The organism is Pseudomonas coleopterorum (genome assembly GCF_900105555.1).
GTDB lineage: Bacteria > Pseudomonadota > Gammaproteobacteria > Pseudomonadales > Pseudomonadaceae > Aquipseudomonas > Aquipseudomonas coleopterorum.
The window spans coordinates 4,296,007-4,319,222 of sequence record NZ_FNTZ01000001.1 but is presented as its reverse complement, the minus strand read 5'-3'; the positions used below and the strand labels follow the sequence as shown (position 1 = coordinate 4,319,222).

Below are 23,216 nucleotides of genomic sequence, written 5' to 3'. Positions count from 1 at the left end.
AAGGAACTCTGTATGACCGTCGCCTTCTGGTGTGTCTTGATCGCTTTGATATTGCCCTACGGTTGCGCGTATATCGCCAAGTTCACGGGCGGCAAGTTCGGCCTCAAGCAGAACCATGATCCGCGCACGTATCTGGATGCGTTGGAGGGCCTGCCCAAGCGGGCGCACGCGGCTCAGTTGAACAGTTTCGAGATTCTCCCCGGCTTCATTGCCGCCGTGGTGATTTCCGATATCGTCGGCAATGCGCAGCAGGTGACGCTGGATGTACTGGCGGTGGTGTTCATCACTTCGCGTCTGCTGTACATCATTTGCTATCTGGCCGACTGGGCGACGTTGCGATCGCTGGTATGGTTCGCCGGATTTGCGATCATCGTCAGTTACTTCTTCGTTTCGATGTAGCCAACAGGGTGCGGCAGTGGCGACGGGTCATCGATATGACGCGCCGCCGGATGCTCGTTACTTGTCCAACTCATCCATGGCGTCTTGCAGCTCCTTGCGGGCTTCGGCAAGTTTGTCCTTGCGCTTGTTGATCTTCTCCGAATCGCCTTTCTTCATGGCCTTGTCCAGATCGCTTTGACGCTTGCTGACTTCGCGCTTGGCATCGAGCACCTTGCCCTCACGCTCCTTGCGCAGTCCGTTTTCGGTGCAGTTGTTCTGGATCTCCCGTAGCGCGGTGCTCAGCCCGTCGACCTGGTTCTGATTGCCGTTGGCCTCGGCGATGTCGATCTGCGCCTGTACATGCTGCTGCTTGGCGGCGCAGCCGGTGGCTGCAGGGGCCGAGGCGGGAGCGGCGGGCGCTGCGATCGCCTGGCCGGCCAGCACACCGGCGACCAGTACGGCGCACAGCGAGGAAAACGTGTTCATGGTGACTCCGAGAAGATGATTCTGAATAGTTGACGATGAATTGAAGTGGCTGTCTGTAGGACGCGTCTTATTCACGGCTGGATAGATCGAGAGGGTGCAGTCGCCGGCGACGAGATCCACCTATTGAAGGACCTTTTGCCCGCCAGGTCAAAGCGATCGCGTCCTGGCCAGTTCCGGAACGTTGGCGCCGACACGAAAAAAAGCCCCGGCCAGTCACCCGGCCGGGGCTTTTTACGGGGTGCTGCAAGGCGCTTATTTCAGGCCGGCGGCATCGCGCAGGGCGGCGGCACGGTCGGTGCGCTCCCAGGTGAACGCGGTGAAGGTGTCGTCGCCGACGGTCATTTCCACCGGTGCACGACCGAAGTGGCCATAGGCAGCGGTGGCCTGATACATCGGGTGCAGCAGGTCGAGCATGGTGGTGATGGCATACGGACGCAGGTCGAAGTGCGCGCGCACCAGCTTGACGATCTGCTCGTCGCTGATCTTGCCGGTGCCGAAGGTGTTGATCGAGATCGACGTGGGCTGGGCTACGCCGATGGCGTAGGACACCTGGATCTCGCAACGCTCGGCCAGACCGGCGGCGACGATGTTCTTGGCCACATAGCGACCAGCGTAGGCGGCCGAGCGGTCGACCTTGGACGGGTCCTTGCCGGAGAAGGCGCCGCCGCCGTGGCGAGCCATGCCGCCGTAGCTGTCGACGATGATCTTGCGTCCGGTCAGTCCGCAGTCACCCACCGGGCCACCGATGATGAAGTTGCCGGTCGGGTTGATGTGGAACTGGGTGTCCTTGTGCAGCAGTTCGGCCGGCAGCACGTGCTTGACGATCAGCTCCATGACGCCTTCGCGCAGGTCGGCGTAGGACACGTCCGGGTTGTGCTGGGTCGACAGCACCACGGCGTCGATACCCACGACCTTGCCGCCTTCGTACTGGCAGGTGACCTGGGACTTGGCATCGGGGCGCAGCCACGGCAGCAGGCCGGACTTGCGCGCTTCGGCCTGGCGCTCGACCAGACGGTGCGAGAAGCAGATAGGTGCAGGCATCAGCACGTCGGTTTCGTTGCTGGCATAACCGAACATCAGGCCCTGGTCGCCAGCGCCCTGGTCTTCCGGCTTGCTGCGGTCCACGCCCTGGGCGATGTCCACCGACTGCTTGCCGATGATGTTCATGACCGCACAGGTGGCACCGTCGAAGCCGACATCGGAGCTGTTGTAGCCGATGTCGACGATGACCTTGCGCACGATGTCTTCCAGGTCGACCCAGGCCGACGTGCTGACTTCGCCGGCGATGATCGCCACGCCGGTCTTGACCAGGGTTTCGCAGGCCACGCGGGCGAACTTGTCCTGGGTGATGATGGCGTCCAGCACCGCGTCGGAAATCTGGTCGGCGATCTTGTCCGGGTGTCCTTCGGAGACGGACTCGGAGGTGAAAAGGGAGTATTCGCTCATCTCGACGGTTTCCTAAATTGACCGATGGTGAGTGTCGCCAGCCGGCCGCGAGAAATGGCGGACCTGAATCTGGAAACCATTACGTAAGCCCACGTAGAGGCTCTCTCCGGGAACGAGCCCCGCAGCGATGGCCCAACGGGCCAGATCTTCCTGTTCGAACCCCAACCAGAGATCACCGCAGGCCTCTTTGGCCCAACTCTGATTGTGGCTGCACAATTCTGTTACCAAAAGACTGCCGCCTGGCTGCACCCGCTGCGCCAGATGGCCAAGCGCCTGAGCCGGGTCGCTGAAATGGTGCAGGACCATGTTCAGCACCACGCAGTCGGCGCGCAGGCTGGTGGGGGCCAAGGCATCGGCCAGTTCCAGGCGCACGTTGCTCAACTGCTCGCGCAGGCAGACCTGGCGGGCCAGTTCGAGCATCGCCGGGCTGTTGTCCTGCGCCGTGACCTGGGCAAAGCGTCGGGCCAGTTCGGGCAGGAAGCCGCCATCGCCCGGACCCACTTCCAGAGCGCTGGCCTGGTGGGCGAAGCTCAGTTTGTCGAGCAGGGCCAGCAGGCTTTCGCGGTACTGCGGCAGGCCAGCGATAAGGTCCTGCTGAGCGCGGAACTTCTCTTCCATGCGCGAGAAAAAGTCTTCGCTGGCCGCCGCGCGCTGGCGCTGCACCACGGCCATGCGCGCCTGGGCCTCGGCCGGCAGGCTCAGCCCGTCGACTTCCTCGAGCAGGGCGCTGTGCAGGCGTCCGCCCAGCACACGACCGTTGGGCAGGGCGCGACGATAGAAAATCGCGTTGCCTTCGCGTCGCGTGGCCACCAGGTCGGCCTGCGCGAGCACCTTGAGGTGATGACTCATCCCCGACTGGCCCACCGCGAAGATCTGCGCCAGTTCCAGCACGCCGAACGAATCGCTGGCCAGCGCGCGTAGCACGTTCAGGCGCAGGGGGTCGCCACCGGCTTTGCACAGGGCAGCCAGATCGTCACTTGCCTGATGGTCGAACGCAGGGGCACGAAGGTTCATAGGCTTGGCAGTCTAGAGAGCGACGGGCGGCGTCGCAAGACCAATATCAAAAAGTTTTGATATTGCTTCGGCAGGTTCATTGGCCGGCAATTGCCGCTCAGGGTAAATGTCCGATTGCCCAACCCCCTGCCGGTGGGGGAAAATGCCCTCCTTTGTTGTATCCCTGCCTACACAGACCCCAGGAGATAAGCGATGCCCAGCCGTCGTGAGCGCGCCAATGCCATTCGTGCACTGAGCATGGATGCCGTGCAAAAAGCCAACAGCGGTCACCCAGGTGCCCCCATGGGTATGGCGGATATCGCCGAAGTACTGTGGCGTGACTTCCTCAAGCACAACCCGGCCAACCCGGCGTTCGCCAACCGCGACCGTTTCGTCATGTCCAACGGTCATGGCTCGATGCTGGTCTATTCGCTGCTGCACCTCACCGGCTATGACCTGGGCATCGAAGACCTGAAGAACTTCCGCCAGCTGCACAGCCGCACGCCGGGTCACCCCGAGTACGGCTACACCCCAGGCGTCGAGACCACCACCGGTCCTCTGGGCCAGGGCCTGGCCAACGCGGTGGGCTTTGCGCTCGCGGAGAAAGTGCTGGCAGCGCAGTTCAACCGCGACGGCCACAAGATCGTCGACCACAACACCTACGTGTTCCTGGGCGACGGCTGCATGATGGAAGGCATCTCCCACGAGGTGAGCGCGCTGGCCGGTACCCTGGGCCTGGGCAAGCTGATCGCCTTCTACGATGACAACGGCATTTCCATCGACGGCGAAGTCGAAGGCTGGTTCACCGACGACACGCCGAAACGCTTCGAAGCCTACGGCTGGCAGGTGATTCGCAACGTCGACGGCCACGATGCGGACGAAATCAAGACCGCCATCGAAACCGCCCGCAAGAGCGAGCAGCCGACGCTGATCTGCTGCAAGACCACCATCGGTTTCGGCTCGCCGAACAAGCAGGGCAAGGAAGACTGCCACGGCGCGCCACTGGGTGCCGAGGAAATCGCCCTGACCCGCGCAGCATTGAAGTGGAACCACGGCCCGTTCGAAATCCCGGCCGACATCTACAAGGAATGGGACGCCAAGGAAGCCGGCGTGGCCCTGGAAGCCGAGTGGAATCAGCGCTTCGCCGCCTACTCTGCTGCCTACCCTGAATTGGCCAACGAATTCGTGCGCCGCATGAGTGGCGAGCTGCCTGCCGACTTCTCCGAAAAGGCCAGCGCCTACATCGCCGAAGTGGCTGCCAAGGGCGAGACCATCGCCAGCCGCAAGGCCAGCCAGAACGCTTTGAATGCCTTCGGTCCGTTGCTGCCGGAGATCCTCGGCGGCTCGGCCGACCTGGCCGGTTCCAACCTGACCCTGTGGAAAGGCTGCAAGGGTGTCGAAGCGGATGACGCCGCTGGCAACTACATCTATTATGGCGTACGCGAATTCGGCATGAGCGCGATCATGAACGGGATCGCCCTGCACGGCGGCTTCGTGCCATACGGCGCGACCTTCCTGATCTTCATGGAATACGCCCGTAACGCGGTACGCATGTCGGCGCTGATGAAGAAGCGCGTGATCTACGTGTTCACCCACGACTCCATCGGTCTGGGCGAAGATGGTCCGACCCACCAGCCGATCGAACAGCTGGCGAGCCTGCGCTGCACCCCGAACCTCGACACCTGGCGTCCTGCCGATGCGGTCGAGTCGGCGGTAGCATGGAAATTCGCCCTGGAGCGCAACGACGGTCCGTCGGCGCTGATCTTCTCGCGTCAGAACCTCGATCACCAGGCACGCGATCAGGCCCAGTTGGCCGACATCACTCGTGGCGGTTACGTGCTCAAGGATTGCGCTGGCGAGCCTGAGCTGATTCTGATCGCCACCGGTTCCGAAGTGGGCCTGGCCGTCAAAGCCTTCGACAAGCTGACCGAACAGGGCCGCAATGTGCGCGTCGTGTCGATGCCGTGCACCAGCGTGTTCGACGCGCAGGACGCCGGCTACAAGCAATCGGTGCTGCCGCTGCAGGTCAGCGCGCGCATCGCCATCGAGGCAGCGCACGCCGACTACTGGTACAAGTACGTGGGCCTTGAAGGTCGGGTGATCGGCATGACCAGCTTTGGCGAGTCGGCACCGGCACCGGCGCTGTTCGAAGAGTTCGGCTTCACCCTGGAGAACATCCTGGCCACCGCCGAAGAATTGCTCGAAGACTGATCCACACCCCTGTGGGAGCGGGTTCTACCCGCGAAGAACACAACACGCAGTCATGTGCTGCCGCAGTGTCCTCTTCGCGGGTAGAACCCGCTCCCACATGATCTGAATGACTTCAGGCGTAACTCTCCATGTCTCAGAAACGCCCCTACAGAGTCGCCCTCAACGGTTACGGCCGGATTGGCCGTTGCGTGCTGCGTGCGTTGTGCGAGCGCGGCGCGCAGGCTGACTTCGAGGTAGTGGCGATAAACGACCTGGCCGACATGGCCAGTCTCGAATACCTCACGCGCTTCGACTCGACCCACGGACGTTTTCCCGGTGAAGTCACGGTCGAAGCCGACCATCTGTTGATCAACGGGCGCCCCATACGGGTCATCCGCAGCGCCACGCCCGAGGCGATCGACTGGGCTGCGCTGGACATCGACCTGGTGCTCGAATGCTCCGGGGCCTACAACACCCGCGCCGACGGCCAGCGTTTTCTGGCTGCCGGCGCACCGGCCGTGCTGTTTTCCCAGCCCATGGCCAGCGAGGCCGATGTCGATGCCACCATCGTGTTCGGCATCAACCAGGACTGCCTCACCGGGCACGAAAAGCTGGTGTCCAACGCGTCCTGCACCACCAACTGCGGCGTGCCGCTGCTGCGCCTGCTGGATCAGGCCATTGGCCTGGAATACGTGTCCATCACCACCATTCACTCGGCCATGAACGACCAGCCGGTGATCGATGCCTATCACCACGAAGACCTGCGCCGCACGCGCTCGGCCTTCCAGTCGGTCATTCCGGTTTCCACCGGCCTGGCCCGCGGTATCGAACGCCTGTTGCCGGAACTTGCCGGCCGGATCCAGGCCAAAGCTGTGCGCGTGCCGACCGTCAACGTGTCATGCCTGGACATTACCCTGCAGATGGCGCGCGACACCTGTGCCGTCGAGGTCAACCGGATCCTGCGTGAAGCCGCAGGCAGCGGCCCGCTGCAAGGTCTGCTGGCCTACACTGAGCTGCCGCACGCCAGTTGTGATTTCAACCACGACCCCCATTCGGCCATCGTCGATGCCAGCCAGACCCGTGTATCCGGGCCGCGCCTGGTGAACCTGCTGGCCTGGTTCGACAACGAATGGGGCTTCGCCAATCGTATGCTCGACGTCGCGGGGCACTACCTGCGCGTCATGAACAATTCCAAACGAGCTTGAAAGGACTGAACGCAATGACCGTGTTGAAGATGACCGACCTCGACCTGCAAGGTAAGCGCGTATTGATTCGCGAAGACCTCAACGTGCCCGTCAAGGATGGCAAGGTAACCAGCGACGCGCGCATCGTCGCCTCGTTGCCCACCATCAAGCTGGCTCTGGAGAAGGGCGCAGCGGTAATGGTCTGCTCGCACTTGGGCCGGCCCACCGAAGGCGAGTTCTCGGCCGAGAACAGCCTCAAGCCGGTCGCCGAGTACCTGAGCAAGGCACTGGGCCGCGACGTGCCGCTGGTGGCCGACTATCTGGGCGGCGTTCAGGTCGAGCCCGGCTCTGTCGTGCTGTTCGAGAATGTGCGCTTCAACAAGGGCGAAAAAAAGAACGCCGATGAGCTGGCGCAGAAGTACGCCGACCTGTGCGACGTGTTCGTGATGGACGCGTTCGGCACCGCGCATCGCGCCGAGGGCTCCACCCATGGCGTGGCCAAGTTCGCCAAGGTGGCCGCTGCCGGTCCGCTGCTGGCCGCCGAACTGGAGGCACTGGGCAAGGCACTGGGTGCCCCGGCCAAGCCGATGGCGGCCATCGTCGCCGGTTCCAAGGTGTCGACCAAGCTGGACGTGCTCAACAGCCTCAGCGCCATCTGCGATCAGTTGATCGTCGGCGGTGGCATCGCCAACACCTTCCTGGCCGCGGCCGGGCACAAGGTCGGCAAGTCGCTGTACGAGCCTGACCTGCTGGACACCGCGCGCGCCATCGCTGCCAAGGTCAGCGTCCCGTTGCCGGTCGACGTGGTGGTGGCCAAGGAGTTCGCCGAAAGCGCCGAAGCCACGGTCAAGCTCATCGCCGATGTGGCCGATGACGACATGATCCTCGACATCGGCCCACAGACCGCCGAACAGTTCGCCGAGTTGCTCAAATCGTCCAAGACCATCCTGTGGAACGGCCCGGTAGGCGTCTTCGAGTTCGATCAGTTCGGCAACGGTACCCAAGTGCTGGCCAAGGCGATCGCGCAGAGCCCAGCCTTTTCCATCGCCGGTGGCGGTGACACCCTGGCGGCCATCGACAAGTACGGCGTCGCTGAAGACATTTCCTACATTTCGACCGGTGGCGGTGCGTTTCTCGAATTCGTCGAGGGCAAGGTCCTGCCGGCCGTGGAAATGCTGGAACAGCGTGCCAAGGCCTGACGCCCTGTGAGTTTCGAGGAGAGACGGATGCTCAAGGCTGCCACTCTGGCGTTGCTGGTCGGCCTGCTGGCCGGTTGTTCCGGTGCGCCGGCAACCTCGATTGACGACGAGCCGTCAGCGACCCCTGGAGGCTGTTCGCAGTCGCAGTGGCAAGCCGAAAGCATCCCGGTGGTGGGCAAACGCATGGGGCCCGAGGCGCTGGAGCGCTACGAGCCGGAACAGCAGGCGCAGGCACCCGGTTGTCCTTGAGGGCAACCAATAGTGCTCGCCAGCGGTCTTCTGTGGTGAGTTTCACGATTATCACCGCCTTTGGCACAAGGAGTTCACCATGAAGATCGGTTCCGCAACACTCGGCTTGGTCACCCTGCTGGCAGCAGTGCTATCCAGCGGTTGCATGAGTTCCGGCGCAGGCAGCGCCTGTGAAGTGTTCAGCCCGGCGGCAGTGGTCACGCCGACCACACAAGATGATCAGCGCGTGCAGACCAACTCCACGGGCGCGCCGGCCAGTACTCAGAACACGGCGCAGGATTGTGGGGCCTGAGCCAGTGCTGCATGGGGCAGCAGTGCCCCGCGCTTCGAGGTATATGAATGAAAGGCGGTATGGCGATAATGGTCTTGGCGCTGCTGTCCGGCTGCGCCTATATGGACAAACAGATGCCGGTGTCTCCTAATTGGACACGCTGGCAATGTGACAGCCAAGTCGATGTGCAATGGCGCTACAGCGCCGCCGACAAGAGCGCGATGCAAGTGCGCCTGGCGGGCAGCGACAAGGAGTATGCGTTGACCCCTCAGGCCGGTGCCGAGGGTGAATTGTTCAGCGATGGTGTGCTGGCGTTCCACAAGAAAGGTGACGAAGGCCTGGTGTACTGGGTCGCTACCGACGATTTGATTGGCCGGGGTTGCAAGGCTCCGTGACGGCTGGGCCCCAGGGCCTGCCCGATGATAGGCATTACTTCAATAGCGGCCGCCTGCGGTGAGCTGCAACGATCAACGACCCTGAACCGGGAGACACATAATAATGGCACTTATCAGCATGCGGCAGATGCTGGATCACGCCGCCGAATTCGGCTACGGCGTACCAGCTTTCAACGTCAACAACCTCGAGCAAATGCGCGCCATCATGGAAGCGGCCGACAAGACCGACTCCCCCGTCATCGTCCAGGCGTCGGCCGGCGCCCGCAAATACGCCGGTGCCCCGTTCCTGCGCCACCTGATCCTCGCGGCGATCGAGGAATTCCCGCACATCCCGGTGTGCATGCACCAGGACCACGGCACCAGCCCGGACATCTGCCAGCGTTCGATTCAACTGGGCTTCAGCTCGGTGATGATGGACGGCTCGCTGGGCACCGACGGCAAAACCCCGACCGATTACGACTACAACGTGCGCGTGACCTCGCAGACCGTTTCCTTCGCCCACGCCTGCGGCGTGTCGGTAGAAGGCGAGCTGGGCTGCCTGGGTTCGCTGGAAACCGGCCAGGCCGGTGAAGAAGACGGCGTGGGTGCCGAGGGCATCCTGGATCACAGCCAGATGCTGACCGACCCGGAAGAAGCGGCTGATTTCGTCGCCAAGACCCAGGTCGACGCCCTGGCCATCGCCATCGGCACCAGCCACGGCGCCTACAAGTTCACCAAGCCGCCTACTGGCGACATCCTGGCCATCGACCGCATCAAGGCAATCCATGCGCGGATCCCCAATACTCACTTGGTGATGCACGGCTCCTCCTCGGTACCGCAGGAATGGCTGGCGATCATCAACGAGTACGGTGGCGCCATCAAGGAAACCTACGGCGTGCCGGTCGAGGAAATCGTCGAGGGCATCAAGTACGGCGTGCGCAAGGTCAATATCGATACCGACCTGCGCCTGGCCTCCACCGGTGCGATTCGCCGCTTCATGGCGCAGAACCCGGCCGAGTTCGACCCACGCAAGTATTTCGCCGAAACCGTGAAAGCCATGCGTGACGTGTGCATCGCGCGCTACGAAGCGTTCGGCACCGCGGGCAACGCCTCGAAGATCAAGCCGATCTCCCTGGAAGGCATGTTCCAGCGCTACGCCAGCGGCGAGTTGAACGCCAAGGTCAACTAAGCGTCATCGCGACCAGAGAACCCGCCTATTGGCGGGTTCTTTCGTTTTGGCCGGGTGTTTCGCAAGCTCCACGGTCCCTGCACCAAACGCGCCGTCCATCGGCCGATATCGGTCCATGCCGCAAACACCTGGAAATTGTCCTACAGCTTTGTGCGGGGCCCGTCTAAAGTGATGCATGAATTTTCCGGATGCCTCCGGATCAAGCCCCGTCTGAACGAGTAGTAGCATGGAATGCGCCCTTTATCCGTCCACGGACGGCGGTTCTACGTTGTTGGTGGTCGATGATTACCCGGAAAACCTGCTGAGCATGAGAGCTCTGCTCGAGCGCCAGGACTGGCAGGTGATCACTGCCGCTTCCGGTGTGGAAGCGTTGGGCAAGCTCCTGGAGCATGAGGTCGATCTGGTTCTGCTGGACGTGCAGATGCCCGGCATGGACGGTTTCGAAGTGGCGCGCCTGATGCGCGGCAGCCAGCGTACGCGCCTGACTCCGATCATCTTCCTGACCGCCAACGAGCAGTCGCAGGCTGCCGTGCTCAAGGGCTATGCCACGGGCGCGGTGGACTATCTGTTCAAGCCGTTCGATCCGCAGATTCTGCGGCCCAAGGTCCAGGCCCTGCTCGAGCAGCAGCGCAACCGACGCGACCTGCAGCGCCTGAGCCGGGACCTGGAAGCGGCACGCGCCTTCAACGCATCGGTGCTCGAAAACGCCGGGGAAGGCATTCTCGTGGTCAATGAACAGGGCCTGATCACCTTTGCCAACCCGGCCATCTCGCGCCTGCTCGGTGCCAGTGTCGAGCAACTGCAGGGTGGTGCCTTGGCCAACCATCTGCACAAGCCGCAGATCCCCGTGTGGTTCGAGTCCGACTTCTATCGCGCCTACAGCACGCGCACGACGTACCGCGTTCACGATGGGCTGATGCGCACGGCCAATGGCCAGCAACTGCCGGTGGCCTTGTCATGCGCGCCGTTGCCCGGCGAGCAGCGTGCGATGGTGGTGACGATCCTGGACATGTCGGTGGTGCGCAGCCTGCACCAGCAACTCGAATACCAGGCCGTCACAGACCCGTTGACCGGGCTGCTCAACCGCCGTGGCTTCTATCAGGCAGTGGAGAGCGCCCTGGTGCGCAACGAGCGCGCGGAAAAGGCCCAGGCCTTGCTGTATCTGGACATGGACGGTTTCAAGCGGATCAACGACCGTCATGGCCATGACGCGGGCGACCGGGCCTTGCGCTGGGTGGCCGAACAGATCAAGGCCGTGCTGCGCCCCTTCGATGTGGTGGCCCGCCTGGGCGGTGACGAATTCACCGCGCTGCTGGACAACCTCGACTACCCCGAGCAGGCCGCCAAGGTGGCGGAAAAACTCATGGAACGCATCGCCATGGAACAGACCGTGGACGGGGTGGACATCAATCTGGGCGTGAGCATCGGCATCGCCACCTATCCCGAGTGCGGCGCCAACCTGGACAGCCTGCTGCGCGCCGCCGACATTGCCATGTATGCCGCAAAGCAGGCGGGCCGTCAGCAATACCGTTACTACGACCAGGATTTGAACGGTCGGGCGCGATCGCGTCTGCTGCTGGAAACCAGTGTCGGCGAAGCCATCGAGAACCGCGATTTCAGCCTGGTCTACCAGCCGCAGGTGTCGCTGCTCGACGGTCGTCTGCGCGGTTTCGAAGCGCTGTTGCGCTGGTGCCATCCCAGTGTCGGCGACGTGCAGCCGGGGCTGTTCATTCCCCTGCTCGAACAAGCGCGGTTGATCAGCCGCCTGTCGAGCTGGATCTACACCGAGGGCGCCGCCCAGCGTCGCGCCTGGTTCAACCTCTTTCCCGACGAGCTGGTACTCAGCATCAGCCTCAGCAACGCCCAGTTCGCCATGCCCAATCTGGTCTCCGAGCTGCAGCGCGCCATCGCCTTGCACGGGTTGCGCCCGCAGCAGCTCGAAGTGGAAGTGGTGGAGTCTTCCCTGATGCACAACCTGGCCCAGGCCACCGCACAGCTGCACCAGCTGCGCAACCTGGGCGTGCGCATCGCCCTGGACGATTTCGGCACCGGCCCGTGTTCGCTGAAGCTGCTGCGCGATCTGCCCATCGACACGCTCAAGCTGGACCGTCACCTGATTGCCAAGTTGCCTGACTCTCACCCTGATGGTGTGTTCGCACGCAGCGTGATCCAGGCCTGCAACGCTTTCGACATCACGGTGATCGCCGAAGGGGTGGAGACCGCCGAGCAGTGTCGGTGGCTGCGCGCTGCTGGCTGCGAGTGGATCCAGGGCTTTGTCATTGCCCGGCCGTTGACCGCGCAGGCCGCCAGCGATTTTCCATTGGTCAGCGCGGGCGTGCAGCCGGCGGCGGTGTGACGCCGGCACCGGGCAGGCGTTACACTGGGCGCCTTTCTCAAGTCGAAACGGGCACCATGATCGCGCTGAAGTACCTGCAAGCCTACCCACCCGCACTGCAGGAGCAGGTACGGCAACTGATCGAGCGCGGGCAGCTGGCGGACTATCTCGGCCAGCGTTACCCCGATCGTCACGCCGTGCAGAGCGACAAGGCGCTGTACAACTATGCCGTGGCCTTGAAGCAGGCGCACTTGCGCAACGCACCGGCCATCGACAAGGTGCTGTTCGACAACCGGCTGGACCTCACGCACCGCGCGCTGGGCCTGCACACGGCGGTGTCGCGGGTGCAGGGCGGCAAGCTCAAGGCCAAGAAGGAAATCCGCATCGCTTCATTGTTCAAGGACGCGGCGCCGCAGTTTCTCGAAATGATCGTGGTGCACGAGCTGGCGCACTTTCGCGAGAGTGACCACAACAAGGCGTTCTACCAACTGTGCGAGCACATGCTGCCCGGTTATCACCAGTTGGAATTCGACCTGCGCGTCTACCTGACCTACCGTGATCTGCCCCCTGCGACGTGAAGGATACTCCCATGCAAGTCAGCAAGACCCGCAGCAGTTTCTACCGCCGGCTCTACGTGGCGTGGCTGATCGACAGTGGCCAGGCGGCCACCGTGCCGGCCCTCATCGAGGCGACCGGCATGCCTCGGCGTACCGCTCAGGACACCATTGCGGCCCTCGCCGATCTGGACATTGCCTGCGAGTTCGAGCAGCAGGACGGCGAGCGCAACCACATCGGTCGCTATGTGATCAGGCAGTGGGGTGCGATCGATCGCGAATGGATCGGCCAGAACCTGGGCCAGATCCGCCAGGTGCTCGGCTACCCCTGAGCGGCCCCGACCTCGCGCCGCATGGCGATGTGCGGGATGTTGTCCTCCAGGTATTCCTGGCCCTGGGCGATGAAACCGTAGCGGCCGTAATAGCCCTGCAGGTGGGCCTGGGCCGATAGCTGGATCGGCACCTGCGGCCAGCGTTGGGCGGCCTGCTCCAGTGCGTGGGTCAGCAGCGCGTGGCCCAGTCCGGTGCCGCGAGCCGATGCGGCGGTGATCACCCGGCCGATCACCACGTCGCCGCCCTGGGTCGAAGGGTCCAGCAGGCGCAGGTAGGCCACCAGTTGGCCGTTGTCCCGGCCCAGCAGATGGCAGGTGTCGGCGTGCAGATCCTGCCCGTCGACGTCCTGATAGGGGCATTGCTGCTCGACCACGAAGACCTCGCTGCGCAGGCGCAGGATTTCGTATAGCTGGTGGATATCCAGCTCGCGGTGGTGCATGCACGTCCATTCAATGGCCATGTTTACCTCGTTCGGTGTTTCGATTCCGGCAAGCCGCAGCGCCATCAGGTGACGACTGCGGTCGGCCCTTTGATCAGATGCGCGGCCAGGGTGCGCAACGGCCCCAATTGACGACAGATCAGCGCCAGTTGGGTCTGCACCAGGCGCTGGCCTTCGTCGACCTCGTCGGGCATCTGCTCCAGCGTGTCGGCCAGCGCTTCCTCGCTGTCGCTTTGCACCTGCACCGGTTCACGCGTGGCCAGGCCGGTGGCTATTTCATCGATGCTGCGCGCCAGGCTTTCGCCGGCCTCGCCGATCAGTTGCTCACGCGCCTCGGCTGGCAACTCGGTGCCACGGTGCGCGCCCAGTCCGGACAGGTAGCTGAGCAGGGTGTGCGACAGCACCAGGAAGCGGAAGCCGACGTCGGCTTCCTTGCGGAAGTGCCCCGGCTCCATGAGCATGTTGGCCAGGGTGGTGGAGAGCGCGGCGTCGGCGTTGTGCGCGTTGCGCCGGGCCAGGCGGTAGGCGAGGTCGTCGCTCTTGCCGTTGGCGTATTGCTGCATGATCTGGCGCAGGTAGATGCTGTTGCAGGTCAGGGTGTTGGCCAGCACCTTGTTCAGTTTGCGGCCCTGCCAGTCGGGCAGGAACAGGAACACTGCAAGGCCGGCGATCAGGCTGCCGAGCAGGGTGTCGAACAGGCGCGGCAGAAAGAGGCCGTAGCCGTCGCCGGTCTGGTTGAAGCAGAACAGCACCATCAGCGTGATGGCTGCCGTGGCCAAGGTGTAGCGCGTGGTGCGGTTGACGAAGAACACCAGCCCGGCGCCGATGGCGAACAGCGATTGCACGATGGGGCTGGGGAACAGATCGAACAACGCCCAGCCCACGGTCAGGCCGATGGCGGTGCCGATGATGCGCTGGCCCAGCTTGCGTCGGGTGGCGCCGTAGCTGGGCTGGCACACGAACAGGGTGGTCAGCATGATCCAGTAGCCTTGGCTGGGGTGGATCAGATGGACCATGGCATAGCAGATCACCAGCGCCAGAGGCAGGCGCAGGGCGTGGCGGAACAGCAGCGAGGTGGGCGTGAGGTTCTGCCGAATGCGGCCCCAGAAGTCCTTGAGGGTATGCGGCGAGCGGTCCAGCAGGCTGCTGTCGCGGGCGTCGGCGAGACGGTCGGGGTTGCCGGCGTCGCTGAGCAGTCGGTCGAGGGTGCCGAGGTTGGCGGCCAGCGCGCGCAGCGATCGCAGCAGACCGCGCCAGGCGGGGTTGCTCTGGATGCGCAGGTGTTCGAGCGAGGCGTGCAGGTCGCTCAGTGCTTCGGCGAAGCTGTCGTCGTAGATGAACGGCTGACGCAACTGGATCGACTCGCCCAAGCGCTGGCAGGCGACACCTTGCTGGCGCAGCAGGCGCTGGCAGCGGAACAGGACGTCGCTGTGGAAGAACGCCTCGGCCAGGGCGTTGTACGGGTAGTGCGAAGAGCTGGCGCGTTCGTGAATGTCCTGGGCGAGGAAATACAGCTTCAGGTAGCGGCTGACCTTGGAGCCGGGGCGGCCGTTGCCGACCCGGTGCAGGATGATTTCCTTGGCAGCATTGAGCGCCGCCACGACTCGACCGTTCTGCTTGGCCAGCTCCAGGCGGCGGGCCTCCACATCCAGTTGGCGAATCGGTTCGAACAGGCTTGCCTTGAGCTTGAGGTACTGCCCCAGTTCGCTGAACAGCCGCGCCAGGGCCTGTTGCACCGGCTGGTTGGAAAACAGCACCTGCCACAGCACCGACAACAGGCCATACCAGGCGGCACCGGCGACCAGCAGCAACGGCTCGCGCCACAGGTTGCTGACCTCGCCACCGCGCTGGTCGACGCCGATCATGGTGTAGACCGAGAGGATCAGCGTGGCGTAGGCGATCGCTCCGTAGCGTTCGCCCAGCGCGCCGAGCATGGTCAGGGCGAAGCTGGCCACGGCCAGGGCCGTGACGAACACATAGGGGTAGGGGAACAGCAGCTCGACGGAGAAGGCAGCGACGGTGAAGCAGGTCAGCGTGGCCGCGAGGGCGCGGATGCGGCCTTGCCAGTTGTCGTCGGTTTCGGCCAGGGCGCAGGCGATGATGCCCAGGAACAGCGGGACCAGCAGGCGCATCTCGTTTTCATACCAGCACAGCGCCATGCTGCCGGACAGGGCGATGAACACCCGGACGCTGTAGCTGAACTTGTCCAGCGCCCACAAGCGGCGCATGGATTGGCGGAACGACCTGGATGCCATGAAGAGGGGATCGACCTGTAGGCAAGGGAGCTGATGAACGGCGCCAATTTATCATTGTCGGCGGTGGACGGGTACTGCGTGGAGGTGGGGCGGTTTTGACTGCATTGCGATTTACCTGAGACACCGCGCTGTGTTCTTCGCGGGCAGAGCCCCGCTCCCACCTGTACCGCGATTCGTCCGACACCTCGTGCTGGGCTACACGTACTGCGCGGCTGCGTAGCCTGAGGCCCAGGCCCACTGGAAATTGAACCCGCCCAGGTGCCCGCTGACGTCGAGCACTTCGCCGATGAAATACAGGCCCGGGCTCTTCAACGATTCCATCGTCTTGGACGATACCTCGCGGGTGTCGACCCCGCCCAGGGTCACCTCGGCAGTGCGATAGCCTTCGGTGCCGGCGGGCACCAGTTGCCAGGCGCCCAACGCGTTCGCCACCGCCTGCAGCTCGGCCGGGGTGTACTGCTTCATCGGCTTGGACACGAACCAGTGCTCGGCCAGCAGGTTAGCCATTTTCTTGGTGAAGACTTCACCCAGCAGGGTCTTGAGCTCCGAATTGGGTCGTTCGGCCTGCTGTTGCTGCAACCAGGCCAGTGCATCGTGATCGGGCAGCAGGTTGATCTCGACGCTGTCGCCAGGCTGCCAGAAGGAGGAAATCTGCAAGATCGCCGGGCCGCTCAGGCCGCGATGGGTGAACAGCAGGTTCTCGCGAAACGCCTGATCGTTGCAGCTCACCAGGCAATCCACCGAGGTCCCGGACAGCTCGGCGCAGATCTCCTTGAGCTGGTCGGTGATGGTGAACGGCACCAGGCCGGCGCGGGTGGGCAGGACGCTGTGGCCGAACTGGCGAGCGATCTGGTAGCCGAAACCGGTGGCACCCAGGGTCGGAATCGACAGGCCACCGGTGGCCACCACCAAGGACTGGCACGCCAACGGCCCCATTGAAGTCTGCAAGCGATAGCCTTCGGCGGTTTTCTCGATGGCCTGCACCGAGGTGTCCATGCGCAGCTCGACCCCTGCGCTTTCACACTCGGCCAGGAGCAGGCCCAGGATGTCGCTGGACTTGTTGTCGCAGAACAGTTGACCCAGTTTCTTCTCGTGATAGGGCACGCCGTGCTTGGCCACCAGGGCGATGAAATCCCATTGGGTGTAGCGGGCCAGGGCCGACTTGCAGAAATGCGGGTTCTGCGAGAGGAAGTTGGCAGGTTCGGTGTACATGTTGGTGAAGTTGCAGCGACCGCCGCCGGACATGAGGATCTTCTTGCCCGGTTTGTTGGCGTGGTCGATCAGCAGCACTTCACGGCCTCGCTGTGCGGCGCTCAGGGCACACATAAGACCGGCAGCGCCGGCGCCGATGATGATGACGGGGGTAGAGCGCACTGCTGGGTCCTCTTGCTTCGTGGGGTGTCAGGGATGGCCTCTTCGCGGGCAGAGCCCGCTCCCACACGATAGCGGGGGGCTCTGCCCGCGAAAGGGCCTGACCTGCAGTCAGAGAATCCGCACGCGCAGCGAACGGCCCTTGATCTTGCCGCTGTTCAGACGCTGCAGCGCCTGCTTGGCGATCCCGCGTTCCACGGCCACGTAGGCCTGGAAATCGAAAATGGCGATCTTGCCGACCTGGGTGCCGGGAATGCCCGCATCGCCGGTCAGTGCGCCGAGGATGTCGCCCGGACGCACCTTGTCCTTGCGTCCGGCGCCGATGCACAGGGTGCTCATCGGTGGCAGCAGCGGCTCGCCGCCCTTGGACGTCAGGCTGTCGAGCTCGGCCCAGGCCAGTGGCGATTTCTGCAACTGCTCGATGGCCTGCGCACGGTGCGCCTCGGCCGGAGCGACGAAGCTGATCGCCAAACCTTTCTCCCCGGCGCGACCGGTACGGCCCACACGGTGGATGTGAATTTCCGAATCGCGCGCCAGTTCGACGTTGATCACCATGTCCAGGGCATCGATGTCCAGGCCACGGGCAGCCACGTCGGTCGCCACCAGCACCGACGTACTGCGGTTGGCGAACATCGCCAGGACCTGATCACGGTCACGCTGCTCCAGGTCGCCATGCAGCGCCACGGCGCTGATGCCTTTGCTGGTCAGGTGATCGACCACTTCCTGGCACTGCTGCTTGGTGTAGCAGAACGCCACGCACGACTGCGGGCGGAAGTGACCCAGGGCACGCACCACGGCGGCCATGCGGTCATCCGGCGAAATCTCGTAGAAACGCTGCTCGATCTGACTGTCGGCGTGCAGGGCCTCGGCTTTCACCTGCTGCGGATCGCGCATGAACTTGGACGACAGCTGCTTGATCCCGACCGGGTAGGTGGCCGAGAACAGCAGAGTCTGGCGCCGCTCCGGGGTCTGCTCGATGATGTCGGCGATAGCGTCGTAGAAGCCCATGTCGAGCATGCGATCGGCTTCGTCGAGCACCAGGGTGTTGAGCCCGTCGAGCACCAGCGACCCCTTGCGCAAGTGTTGCTGGATGCGTCCCGGGGTGCCGACGATGATGTGCGCGCCGTGCTCCAGCGAAGCGATCTGCGGGCCGAACGAGACGCCGCCGCACAGGGTCAGCACCTTGATGTTGTCTTCGGCGCGCGCCAGGCGGCGGATCTCCTTGGCCACTTGGTCAGCCAGCTCGCGGGTGGGGCACATGATCAGCGCCTGGCAGCCGAAATAGCGCGGATTGATCGGGTTCAGCAGGCCGATGCCGAACGCGGCCGTCTTGCCGCTGCCGGTCTTGGCCTGGGCGATCAGGTCCATGCCCTTGAGAATCACCGGCAGGCTCTGCGCCTGGATCGGCGTCATCTGGGCATACCCGAGGGATTCCAGGTTGGCCAGCATGGCGGCGGACAGGGGCAGCGTGTTGAAAGCAGTGGCAATGGTGGTCACGGGACGGGCCTGCAAAACAAAATGTCGCGCAGTGTATCAGCCCCGTGACCTTTCGCCCTAAGCCTCCTTAGTGTTCAACCGGAGGTTCCTGACGAGGTGCGCGCCGTCCATCGCTGTCGGACAGCTGCACGAAGATCCCGGCGGCCAGCATTGCCATCAGGCCGATGGTCAGGAAGGTCGCCTGGAAGGCGCCCAGCACCGTGTCCACGCCCTCGTTGCCCAACGACGCGGTGAAACCGCCCAGCAGAGCACCGGCGCAGGCCACGCCCAAGCCCAGGGAAAGCTGCGCCACCACGGAGAGCAGACCGTTGCCGCTGCTGGCGCTTTCGTCATCCAGGTCGATCAGGGTCACGGTGTTCATCGCCGCGAACTGCAACGAGTTCACCGCGCCGAGCAGGCCCAGCTGGGTCAGCAGCAGCCAGTAGGGGGTGGTTTCCGACACCAGGCCGAGGCTGGCCAGCAAGAGGCCCAGCAGCAAGGTGTTGCCGGTGAGCACGATGCGATAGCCGAAGCGCTCGATGATTGGCCGGGAAAACGATTTGGCCACCATGGCCGCCGCCGCCAGCGGGATCATGCTCATGCCGGCTTCGGAGGGCGAGTGCCCCAGCGCCACTTGCAGCAGCAAGGGCACCATGAAGGGCAGGGCGCCGCTGCCCAGGCGCGCGAACAGGTTGCCCAGAATGCCGATGGCGAAAGTGCGCGTGTGGAACAGTTTCGGCGAGAACAGCGGGTTGTCGATCTTGCCTGCACGCAGCCAGTAGGCGGCCAGGCAAGCCATGCCGACGAACAGCAGCAGCATCACCCGCAAGTGCGGCAGGTGCAGCTCGCCCAGGCCTTCCATGGCGATGGTGATGAGCACCATGGCGGCACCGAACAGCAGGAAGCCGATACCGTCGAAGCGCGTGCGTTCGGCACCGCGCAGGTCGGGCACCAGGTTCCAGACCGCCCAGCAACCCAGTGCGCCCACCGGCAGGTTGATGAGGAAGATCCAGTGCCAGCTCAACCATTCCACCATCCAGCCGCCCAGGGTCGGCCCGAGCAGGGGGCCGAGCAGCGCTGGCACGGTGATGAAGCTGAGGATGCGCACCAGCTCCGAACGCGGGTAGGCGCGCAGCACCACCAGCCGCCCCACCGGGAGCATCAGGGCACCGCCCAGGCCTTGGATCACCCGGGCCACCACCAGCATCGCCAGGCTTTGGGACAGCGCGCACAACAGCGAGCCGATGCTGAACAGCATGATGGCGCTGAAGAACACCTTGCGCGTGCCGAAGCGGTCGGAAATCCACCCGGATGCCGGAATCAGCAGCGCGACCGTCAGCATGTAGGCGATGATCACCGACTGCATGCGCAACGGGTTTTCCGCCAGGTCGCTGGCCATGGCCGGCAGCGCGGTGTTGAGGATAGTGCCGTCCAGGGCCTGCATGAAGAAGGCGATGGCGATGACCCAGGGCAGCCAGCGAGCGGTAACGGGATCCAGTGTTGGGCGCGTGGACATGGGGCCTCTTGTTGTTTGAGGTTGATGATGAATGTTCATGGCCAGCCGGCAGGAGCGGTCAGCGGCCGCGAAACATGCACTGCGGTGAGCCTGATCCACCGCGGTGTGGTTTTCGCGACCAGAGACGGTTCCTACAGCGTCAACAGCAACCGCTTCACCAACGCGCCGGGGAGCAAACTGGAATGGGTCTGGCGCTCGCCGTAGGTGCTGGTCGAGAGAATCAGCTCGCGCTCGGTCGTCAAGGCTTCCAGCTGGTCACCCAGGACACTGTAGACGCTGTCGTCGAAACGCATGGTATTGACCGGTGCAACGATGTGACCGTCCTCCACCCAGAAAGTGGCAAAGCGGGTCAGCCCGGTCATGCGCGCCGCTGGCATGTCGGAGTAGTTCAGGTACCACAGGTTGCTGATGTACAGCCCGGTTCCGAGGCGTTGCAGCACGTCGGCCAGGGGCAGATCGCCCGCTGCCATCTGCAGCGCGCCCGGCATCTCCGAGTTGTCCGCGCCGTTGCCCTGCAAGCCGTACTCGGCCGCGCTGCGCGAGTCCACCAGGCGCTCGGCGGCGAGCCCGTGGCTGACCAGCGAAAGGTCCTTGCGCGGATAGCCTTCCTGGGAAAACGCCGGGGTCAACGAACCGCTGACGCGCTCCTCGAAGCTCACCTGTGCGCTCAACCGGGCCTCGCCTGCATACAGTCGTTGCAACGGGCTGTTTTTGCTGGCAATGGCCTGCGCCGAGAAACCGCCCCAGCCCAGCATACCGATGATTTCATCCAGCGCAGCCGGTGCCAGGTAGGCGCGATAGGCGCCCGGTGGCAGCACCTTGAGCGGACGGCTCAGGTGGTCCAGTTGCTCGCGGGCCTGGGCCAGGCGGTTGGCGAAGGCTTGTGCCTGCCACTGCTGGCCGGCGTAGTTGGCCTTGACCGCTTCGCCATTGGCATGGAACAGGCTGAAATCGAAATTGAAGCTGTTGGCCTGATGCCAGCCAGTGGCCCCGTCGCTGCTGGCAAAACCCCGGCAGATCGTGCCCGCGGCATAGATACCGACCAGGTCCAGACCACGGGCTGCCGCGCCGATCTGCTCGACGACTTCAGCCGCATCGGGCAATGGTGTGTCGTCGACATGGTGCGTCTGCCACTGCGAGGTGTTGAGTTGCAGGTAAGGGTCCGGTTGCAGCAGCGGCAGCGTCTGGCTCAGCTGGTGCACGGCCTGGGTCAGACGCTGTCGGTCCACCTCCAGATCCTCGGACAAGGTCAGCTGCAACTCGGCCTGGCGGCCGTTTTCGATCAGCTTCAGCGACACCGTGGCCTGGGCCACCTGTCCCGCCTGGCGCACCTTGGCATGGTTGAAGCGGATGAAATCCGAGGCTTCGGCGTTGTAGCTCAGGGTGAAGCGCTGGCTCGGGGCGACGGTGTGTTGCAACCCATGCACCAGTGCCTGGAAATGCTCGGCGTGATGGCTCATGCGTCACCTCCGAACACGTCGATCTGGCTGAACACGCAGCTGGGCGATGCATGCCCCACACGGATCACCTGGTTGGGTTCACCCTTGCCGCAGTTGGGCGTACCCAGCACCTGCAGGGTGCTGGCGTCGCCGACCGCCCGCAGGTTTTTCCAGAAGCTGGCGGAGATACCCCGATAGTTGGGGTTCTTGACCACGCCCTTGAGTTCGCCGTTCTCGATCAGTTGGCCCCACTCGCAGCCGAACTGGAATTTGTTGCGTGCGTCATCGATCGACCAGGAGCGGTTGGTGGACATCAGGATGCCGTGCTCGATGCCGGCGATCAGCTGCGCCTGGCTGTGCTCGCCCGGCTCGATGTTCAGATTGGCCATGCGATCGATCGGGGCCCGGTTCCAGCTGCTGGCACGGCTGTTGGCGACGCCGTCCATGCCGCTGCGGTATTGCGACATGGCGCCGCCCAGTGGGCGCACGAGCACGCCATCGCGAATCAGCCACTGCTTGCTGGCTGGAGTGCCATCGTCGTCGTGCGCGTAGCTGGCCAGTTCGTGCGGGATATCGGGGTCGAAGGTCACGTTGAGCAACGGCGAGCCATAGCGCAGGTGGCCGAAGTCCTCGACCTTGACGAAGCTGGTGCCTGCGTAGTTGCGCTCGTCGCCCAGAATACGGTCCAGCTCCAGGGGGTGACCGATGGATTCGTGGATCTGCAGCATCATCTGGTCGGGTGTCAGCAGCAGGTCACGCGGGCCTTGCGGGGCATTGGGCGCCAACAGCAACTGAAGGGCCTGGTCGGCGACCTGGCGGCCGGCGCCGACAATGCCGCAGCGCTCGATCACGTCGACACCGCCTTGCTGGCCGAAGTTGTCGCGGCCCAGGCTGCGGGTCTGGCTGTCACTGCCATCGAAGGCCGTCACGCTCAGGCCGGGGAAGACGAAGCGCTGCGCCTGGCGAATCTGCGCGCCGGCGTTGTTGAGGTAGATCTGTTCGACATCGGTGATGCCCAGGCCGGCATACCAGCTGACCAGCCGCGGATCGCCCGGCACGCGTGCGGACTCGTCGGCGAGCAATTGGTAGCAGTCGGCGAGGTTGGGAAAGGGTTGCTGCAGGTCAGGCGAGAGGTAGTCGAAACGGGCATCGGCCACGGGCTGCTCGCGCAGGTCGAGCAGGGCATGAGCGGAGATGCCGCGGGCCTGGCTCTCGGCATGCTCAAGGGCCTGTTGCAGACCGGTTTGGGACAGGTTGCCCGTCGCGGCATAGGCTTCCACGCCGTTGACGCGCACGGTGATCATCACGCCTTCGTCGCTGCTCAGGCTGGGCGGCTCGGCGATGTTCTTGCGCACCGCCAGGTGTTGGCTGGATTGGCGCACATGGCGCAGGGAGAAGAATTCGGCGCGAGTGCGCAGCGCGGCGAAGCGTTGTTGCAACAGCGCGGTGGAATCGAACATTCAAAGGCCTCTGTGGTGGGGCAGTTTCGGCCCCTTCGCGGCGGCTAGCCGCTCCTACAGAGGAAACGCGATCCCACGT

The 23,216-nt window shown here is 64.0% G+C and carries 21 protein-coding genes; 11 read left to right on the top strand and 10 right to left on the bottom strand.

Features of this window, described 5'->3' with window-relative positions:
- The first annotated feature begins 12 nt into the window (after positions 1–12).
- A complete protein-coding gene (locus BLV18_RS19430) occupies positions 13–399 on the top strand; it encodes an MAPEG family protein (protein ID WP_090361053.1) in 387 nt (128 codons plus the stop codon).
- Between the two features lie 57 nt (positions 400–456).
- On the opposite strand, the gene BLV18_RS19425 is transcribed toward BLV18_RS19430, so the two are convergent.
- From BLV18_RS19425 to BLV18_RS19415, 3 genes are all read right to left on the bottom strand, one after another.
- On the bottom strand, positions 457–864 hold the full coding sequence (locus BLV18_RS19425; protein ID WP_090361050.1) for a DUF1090 domain-containing protein: 408 nt from the start codon (positions 862–864) through the stop codon (positions 457–459).
- Between the two features lie 252 nt (positions 865–1,116).
- Complete coding sequence (gene metK / locus BLV18_RS19420; RefSeq protein ID WP_049861425.1) at positions 1,117–2,310, bottom strand: methionine adenosyltransferase; 1,194 nt, start codon at positions 2,308–2,310, stop codon at positions 1,117–1,119.
- A gap of 12 nt (positions 2,311–2,322) precedes the next feature.
- Positions 2,323–3,324, bottom strand: coding sequence for an ArsR/SmtB family transcription factor (locus tag BLV18_RS19415; protein ID WP_090361047.1), 1,002 nt, complete (start codon positions 3,322–3,324; stop codon positions 2,323–2,325).
- A gap of 192 nt (positions 3,325–3,516) precedes the next feature.
- Between BLV18_RS19415 and tkt the strand changes: the two genes are divergently transcribed.
- The 10 genes from tkt (at position 3,517) to BLV18_RS19365 (ending at position 13,180) form a co-directional block, all read left to right on the top strand.
- Positions 3,517–5,514, top strand: coding sequence for a transketolase (gene tkt / locus BLV18_RS19410; RefSeq protein ID WP_049861423.1), 1,998 nt, complete (start codon positions 3,517–3,519; stop codon positions 5,512–5,514).
- Positions 5,515–5,642: 128 nt separating this feature from the next.
- Entirely contained in the window at positions 5,643–6,698 is a 1,056-nt protein-coding gene (gene epd, locus BLV18_RS19405) for an erythrose-4-phosphate dehydrogenase (protein WP_090361044.1), read from the top strand.
- A gap of 14 nt (positions 6,699–6,712) precedes the next feature.
- A complete protein-coding gene (locus BLV18_RS19400) occupies positions 6,713–7,876 on the top strand; it encodes a phosphoglycerate kinase (RefSeq protein WP_090361041.1) in 1,164 nt (387 codons plus the stop codon).
- 27 nt (positions 7,877–7,903) lie between these two features.
- A complete protein-coding gene (locus tag BLV18_RS19395) occupies positions 7,904–8,125 on the top strand; it encodes a hypothetical protein (protein ID WP_090361034.1) in 222 nt (73 codons plus the stop codon).
- 79 nt (positions 8,126–8,204) lie between these two features.
- Positions 8,205–8,417, top strand: a complete 213-nt coding sequence (locus BLV18_RS19390; RefSeq protein ID WP_090361031.1) for a hypothetical protein — start codon at positions 8,205–8,207, stop codon at positions 8,415–8,417.
- Between the two features lie 47 nt (positions 8,418–8,464).
- Positions 8,465–8,791: an MliC family protein gene (locus BLV18_RS19385; RefSeq protein WP_090361028.1), complete on the top strand. Its 327-nt coding sequence runs from the start codon at positions 8,465–8,467 to the stop codon at positions 8,789–8,791.
- A gap of 103 nt (positions 8,792–8,894) precedes the next feature.
- Positions 8,895–9,959: a class II fructose-bisphosphate aldolase gene (gene fba, locus BLV18_RS19380; protein WP_049861417.1), complete on the top strand. Its 1,065-nt coding sequence runs from the start codon at positions 8,895–8,897 to the stop codon at positions 9,957–9,959.
- 226 nt (positions 9,960–10,185) lie between these two features.
- Positions 10,186–12,315, top strand: a complete 2,130-nt coding sequence (locus BLV18_RS19375) for a putative bifunctional diguanylate cyclase/phosphodiesterase (RefSeq protein ID WP_090361025.1) — start codon at positions 10,186–10,188, stop codon at positions 12,313–12,315.
- A gap of 56 nt (positions 12,316–12,371) precedes the next feature.
- Complete coding sequence (locus BLV18_RS19370; RefSeq protein WP_090361022.1) at positions 12,372–12,872, top strand: M48 family metallopeptidase; 501 nt, start codon at positions 12,372–12,374, stop codon at positions 12,870–12,872.
- An 11-nt stretch (positions 12,873–12,883) separates the two neighbouring features.
- A complete protein-coding gene (locus BLV18_RS19365) occupies positions 12,884–13,180 on the top strand; it encodes a winged helix-turn-helix domain-containing protein (protein ID WP_049861413.1) in 297 nt (98 codons plus the stop codon).
- On the opposite strand, the gene BLV18_RS19360 is transcribed toward BLV18_RS19365, so the two are convergent.
- From BLV18_RS19360 to BLV18_RS19330, 7 genes are all read right to left on the bottom strand, one after another.
- Positions 13,171–13,641, bottom strand: coding sequence for a GNAT family N-acetyltransferase (locus tag BLV18_RS19360; RefSeq protein ID WP_090361019.1), 471 nt, complete (start codon positions 13,639–13,641; stop codon positions 13,171–13,173). The two genes, BLV18_RS19365 and BLV18_RS19360, sit on opposite strands and share 10 nt — an antisense overlap.
- A 44-nt stretch (positions 13,642–13,685) precedes the next feature.
- Entirely contained in the window at positions 13,686–15,875 is a 2,190-nt protein-coding gene (gene yccS / locus BLV18_RS19355; protein WP_090361016.1) for a YccS family putative transporter, read from the bottom strand.
- 195 nt (positions 15,876–16,070) lie between these two features.
- Positions 16,071–17,249, bottom strand: a complete 1,179-nt coding sequence (locus tag BLV18_RS19350; protein ID WP_090361013.1) for a BaiN/RdsA family NAD(P)/FAD-dependent oxidoreductase — start codon at positions 17,247–17,249, stop codon at positions 16,071–16,073.
- A 108-nt stretch (positions 17,250–17,357) separates the two neighbouring features.
- The gene (gene dbpA / locus BLV18_RS19345) at positions 17,358–18,695 is read right to left on the bottom strand and encodes an ATP-dependent RNA helicase DbpA (RefSeq protein WP_236690533.1); all 1,338 of its coding nucleotides are present in this window, start codon (positions 18,693–18,695) and stop codon (positions 17,358–17,360) included.
- 115 nt (positions 18,696–18,810) lie between these two features.
- Positions 18,811–20,277 carry a multidrug transporter subunit MdtD gene (mdtD, locus tag BLV18_RS19340; protein WP_139211034.1) on the bottom strand — a complete coding sequence of 489 codons (1,467 nt, stop codon included), beginning with the start codon at positions 20,275–20,277 and terminating at the stop codon, positions 18,811–18,813.
- A gap of 92 nt (positions 20,278–20,369) precedes the next feature.
- On the bottom strand, positions 20,370–21,698 hold the full coding sequence (locus BLV18_RS19335; RefSeq protein WP_090361010.1) for a TldD/PmbA family protein: 1,329 nt from the start codon (positions 21,696–21,698) through the stop codon (positions 20,370–20,372).
- Complete coding sequence (locus BLV18_RS19330; protein WP_090361007.1) at positions 21,695–23,137, bottom strand: TldD/PmbA family protein; 1,443 nt, start codon at positions 23,135–23,137, stop codon at positions 21,695–21,697. Before BLV18_RS19330 ends, BLV18_RS19335 begins: the two co-directional genes overlap by 4 nt.
- Between the last annotated feature and the right edge of the window lie 79 nt (positions 23,138–23,216).

What these genes read in the sequence shown, in the direction of transcription:
- BLV18_RS19430 (WP_090361053.1), top strand. Translation starts at nt 13, where the DNA reads ATGACCGTCGCCTTCTGGTGTGTCTTGATCGCTTTGATATTGCCCTAC.
- BLV18_RS19425 (WP_090361050.1), bottom strand. Translation starts at nt 864, where the DNA reads ATGAACACGTTTTCCTCGCTGTGCGCCGTACTGGTCGCCGGTGTGCTG.
- metK (WP_049861425.1), bottom strand. Translation starts at nt 2,310, where the DNA reads ATGAGCGAATACTCCCTTTTCACCTCCGAGTCCGTCTCCGAAGGACAC.
- BLV18_RS19415 (WP_090361047.1), bottom strand. Translation starts at nt 3,324, where the DNA reads ATGAACCTTCGTGCCCCTGCGTTCGACCATCAGGCAAGTGACGATCTG.
- tkt (WP_049861423.1), top strand. Translation starts at nt 3,517, where the DNA reads ATGCCCAGCCGTCGTGAGCGCGCCAATGCCATTCGTGCACTGAGCATG.
- epd (WP_090361044.1), top strand. Translation starts at nt 5,643, where the DNA reads ATGTCTCAGAAACGCCCCTACAGAGTCGCCCTCAACGGTTACGGCCGG.
- BLV18_RS19400 (WP_090361041.1), top strand. Translation starts at nt 6,713, where the DNA reads ATGACCGTGTTGAAGATGACCGACCTCGACCTGCAAGGTAAGCGCGTA.
- BLV18_RS19395 (WP_090361034.1), top strand. Translation starts at nt 7,904, where the DNA reads ATGCTCAAGGCTGCCACTCTGGCGTTGCTGGTCGGCCTGCTGGCCGGT.
- BLV18_RS19390 (WP_090361031.1), top strand. Translation starts at nt 8,205, where the DNA reads ATGAAGATCGGTTCCGCAACACTCGGCTTGGTCACCCTGCTGGCAGCA.
- BLV18_RS19385 (WP_090361028.1), top strand. Translation starts at nt 8,465, where the DNA reads ATGAAAGGCGGTATGGCGATAATGGTCTTGGCGCTGCTGTCCGGCTGC.
- fba (WP_049861417.1), top strand. Translation starts at nt 8,895, where the DNA reads ATGGCACTTATCAGCATGCGGCAGATGCTGGATCACGCCGCCGAATTC.
- BLV18_RS19375 (WP_090361025.1), top strand. Translation starts at nt 10,186, where the DNA reads ATGGAATGCGCCCTTTATCCGTCCACGGACGGCGGTTCTACGTTGTTG.
- BLV18_RS19370 (WP_090361022.1), top strand. Translation starts at nt 12,372, where the DNA reads ATGATCGCGCTGAAGTACCTGCAAGCCTACCCACCCGCACTGCAGGAG.
- BLV18_RS19365 (WP_049861413.1), top strand. Translation starts at nt 12,884, where the DNA reads ATGCAAGTCAGCAAGACCCGCAGCAGTTTCTACCGCCGGCTCTACGTG.
- BLV18_RS19360 (WP_090361019.1), bottom strand. Translation starts at nt 13,641, where the DNA reads ATGGCCATTGAATGGACGTGCATGCACCACCGCGAGCTGGATATCCAC.
- yccS (WP_090361016.1), bottom strand. Translation starts at nt 15,875, where the DNA reads ATGGCATCCAGGTCGTTCCGCCAATCCATGCGCCGCTTGTGGGCGCTG.
- dbpA (WP_236690533.1), bottom strand. Translation starts at nt 18,695, where the DNA reads ATGCTGGCCAACCTGGAATCCCTCGGGTATGCCCAGATGACGCCGATC.
- mdtD (WP_139211034.1), bottom strand. Translation starts at nt 20,277, where the DNA reads ATGAACATTCATCATCAACCTCAAACAACAAGAGGCCCCATGTCCACG.
- BLV18_RS19335 (WP_090361010.1), bottom strand. Translation starts at nt 21,698, where the DNA reads ATGAGCCATCACGCCGAGCATTTCCAGGCACTGGTGCATGGGTTGCAA.
- BLV18_RS19330 (WP_090361007.1), bottom strand. Translation starts at nt 23,137, where the DNA reads ATGTTCGATTCCACCGCGCTGTTGCAACAACGCTTCGCCGCGCTGCGC.